The organism is Bradyrhizobium sp. P5_C11_2, assembly GCF_054049755.1.
In genome coordinates this window covers 1-2,788 of the sequence record NZ_JBFULT010000776.1, presented here as the reverse complement: position 1 = coordinate 2,788, position 2,788 = coordinate 1, and the positions used below count along the sequence as shown (strand labels likewise).

Below are 2,788 nucleotides of genomic sequence, written 5' to 3'. Positions count from 1 at the left end.
GACCTTCAAGGCCTCGACCCAATGCTGCCCAAGCGTTTCCGCACGGGATCCATCGATTATGGATGTATTGATTGAGGGCCTAGTCCGAACCTCGGTGCGAGTGTTGCTTGGCAGGAATCCGGTCATCTCGGCAGGTAGTTCGAGACCTCACGCCAGCGGTCTGACAGCACACCGGCCGACACCAGCATCTATCTCGTCGCTCGAATAGCCGATCTCGGCGGCGATCTTCCTGGAGTGGGTGCCGTACCGAACCGCAGGCTTGAGACGACGTAACGAATTGGCTGCCGCCCGCACCCAGGTCGGCGCCTTGATCCGCCAGCATCATGGCTGCCAGCGGTCCTGCGATGTAGTGGCCAATCTCAATCACCTTGACACCCGCGAGTGGACGGTCGGCTGTCCCGGTCATGCAAAACCTCATGAAAGTCGTTTGAAGCAACCAATTTGGTAAATACGCGATTGCTAGTCTTGTCTTCGCGCAGCGAAAATCATGCAAGTCGTTGTGCCATGCGCAAGAAGCTTGCCCACGTTATCGACGATGCGACCCTCGGCGGTAGCGCCCTGTCTGCCACGGTGAACGACGAGGCCAGAGGCGATAACGGGCCCCGGTCCCGGCTTTAGTGGACGTGCGAGATTCACATTGAAGTTTGTTGTCGTGAAACTCTCGCCTTCATCAAGCGTCGTGTGAACGGCACAGGACATCGCCGAGCTCAAGATCACGGCGAGGTAACCACCGTGCACGACTCCTCCCGGGTTTGCGAACTGTGGCCCGGGCCAGGCGGTAAACTCCGTGCTGCCGTGCCTTGCCGCGGACAACTGGAATTCCAGTGGCTTGCAAATGGGAGCGGCTGGCGCCCCCGTGCGCAAAAGCTCGCGGAAGAACTTTAGTCCTTCGTTCTCTGGCGATGCAGGACACTCGTCGCCCATCATCATGGTTTCCTTCCTTGCAGGATCAACCGGCAGGCCAAGCTAAAAGTCCAGTTTCCGGCCAGCGCCGCGCCTAATGCAGCTTCGCCGACCGCGAAAAGCGCGGCGGCGTGCTGCGTGCCGTCCATCCGTGGCGATGCTTAGCTCACGTGGCCGGACAGCGACGGCTTAAGCACATATTTTCCCGTCGCCTGCCGAGTTTCCATGATGCGGTGAGCTTCGGCGGCTGCTTCGAGAGGCAGCCGCCCGGCAACCTCGACGTGAAGGCGCTTTTCGGTGACAAGTCCCGCAACGGTATCGAAGGCCCTCTGCGCTTGATCCGGCCGGGTCTTGAACCAGTGACTGACGTAATAGCCAACCACCGTTTGGTTCATCGGCATTAGGCGCTGGGCGACAAAAGAAGAGGGCCGCCTGCTGGCGGTCCCATAAACGACGAGGCGCCCGAATGGGGCGAGCGCGGCGAGAGCCTGGTCGAAAAATGAGCCCCCCACCATGTCGAGAACGACATCGGCCCCGCGTCCCCCGGTAAGCCGTTTCACCTCGCGCGGCCAATCAGCGGCGGCATAGTCGACGGCGTAGTCGGCGCCCCGCGCCAAGGCTTGCTGCCGCCGTTCGGGTGTGCTGGCGCCGGCAATAACGCAGCCGGCGTCCAGAATCTTGGCGAGCTGAATTGCGTAGTTGCCAACGCCTCCGGCGCCGCCGGGAATAAAAACAGATTCGCCGGGCGTAATCCGTCCAGCTTCCTTGAGCATTTGAAAAGCGGTTACACCGGCAACGACAAGCGTGGAGGCGACGTCAAGATCGAGTCTTGGGTCCAGTTTGATGACGTTGTCGACGCCGGCGAGGGCGTACTCAGCGTAGCCGCCAAGACCGTCACCGCCGAAAAAAGCAAAGACCCGATCACCGGGATGCAGCGCTGTGACGCCCTGGCCAACGGCGTCTATGACACCGGCGGCTTCGCTGCCAAGGATCGCCGGCAAAGGTGTCGGCAGTGGATAAGGATCACCGCGCCGACGCACGATATCGGCGTAATTTACGCTCGCGGCTTCGATCCGGATGAGCACTTCGTCAACCCCGGGCTGCGGCTTCAAAACCTCTTCCACCCGAAGCCCCTCGGCATCACCGTAGGCATGCAACACTACCGCCTTCATGGATCCGCATCCTCCATTATGACACTTGTCCTAACGCTGTGGCACACATAAATAAGACAGTCGTCCTAGTCAACTGCCATGACAGCCCATTCGCCGCGCGAACAGATGATTTTAGCCGCCATGTCCCTCTTTCAGAGGGAGGGCTATGCCGCGGCCTCATGGCGGCGGCTGGTCCAGGAGTCGGGAGCGCCCTGGGGCTCCGCCTATCACTATTTTCCGGACGGTAAGGAGCAGGTCGGCGTCGCCGCTCTCGAATGGGCTTCACAGAGTGTCGCTGCGGGCATGGCCCAGTGTTTCCCCGAAGGCGGCCGCGCTGCGGACGGTATCCGCAAATTGTTTGCGGGTAGCGCGGCGCACTTGGCGAAGTCCGGGTTCACCGCCGGCTGCCCCGTGTGCACCGTTGCACTGGAAACTGCACCCCACTCTGAGGCGCTCACTAAAGCCTGCAAAAACGCTTTCAGTCTCTGGCAGCAAACGATTGCTGATGGCTTGATCCGATGCGGAACTGCCCCGAAGAATGCGGAGACCCTCGCGCCAGTGATCTTGGCGGCCTTTGAAGGTGCTCTCGTTCAGGCGCGCGTGGCACAATCTCAGGAGCCTTTGCGCGCGTGTGRGGCTCAGATTGCCCGGCTTTGCGACTGAGAGCTTCGACTAGGCTCTACGTCCGTTGAGGGTCAAAATGCGAAGAACTCAACCTGAGCAAATCTTGTCCG

At 60.7% G+C, this 2,788-nt stretch carries 4 protein-coding genes; 1 reads left to right on the top strand and 3 read right to left on the bottom strand.

From position 1 onward, the window contains the following. Positions 1–79 precede the first annotated feature (79 nt). From ACXJL8_RS38390 to ACXJL8_RS38380, 3 genes are all read right to left on the bottom strand, one after another. On the bottom strand, positions 80–406 hold the full coding sequence (locus tag ACXJL8_RS38390; RefSeq protein WP_456686743.1) for a CoA transferase: 327 nt from the start codon (positions 404–406) through the stop codon (positions 80–82). A 53-nt stretch (positions 407–459) separates the two neighbouring features. After that, positions 460–924, bottom strand: a complete 465-nt coding sequence (locus tag ACXJL8_RS38385; RefSeq protein ID WP_456686744.1) for a PaaI family thioesterase — start codon at positions 922–924, stop codon at positions 460–462. A gap of 140 nt (positions 925–1,064) precedes the next feature. Then, positions 1,065–2,075 carry a quinone oxidoreductase family protein gene (locus tag ACXJL8_RS38380; protein ID WP_456619018.1) on the bottom strand — a complete coding sequence of 337 codons (1,011 nt, stop codon included), beginning with the start codon at positions 2,073–2,075 and terminating at the stop codon, positions 1,065–1,067. A gap of 78 nt (positions 2,076–2,153) precedes the next feature. Here ACXJL8_RS38380 and ACXJL8_RS38375 point away from each other — a divergent pair, with 78 nt between their 5' ends. Then, a complete protein-coding gene (locus ACXJL8_RS38375) occupies positions 2,154–2,717 on the top strand; it encodes a TetR/AcrR family transcriptional regulator (protein WP_456686742.1) in 564 nt (187 codons plus the stop codon). Positions 2,718–2,788 lie beyond the last annotated feature (71 nt).

What these genes read in the sequence shown, in the direction of transcription:
- ACXJL8_RS38390 (WP_456686743.1), bottom strand. Translation starts at nt 406, where the DNA reads ATGACCGGGACAGCCGACCGTCCACTCGCGGGTGTCAAGGTGATTGAG.
- ACXJL8_RS38385 (WP_456686744.1), bottom strand. Translation starts at nt 924, where the DNA reads ATGGGCGACGAGTGTCCTGCATCGCCAGAGAACGAAGGACTAAAGTTC.
- ACXJL8_RS38380 (WP_456619018.1), bottom strand. Translation starts at nt 2,075, where the DNA reads ATGAAGGCGGTAGTGTTGCATGCCTACGGTGATGCCGAGGGGCTTCGG.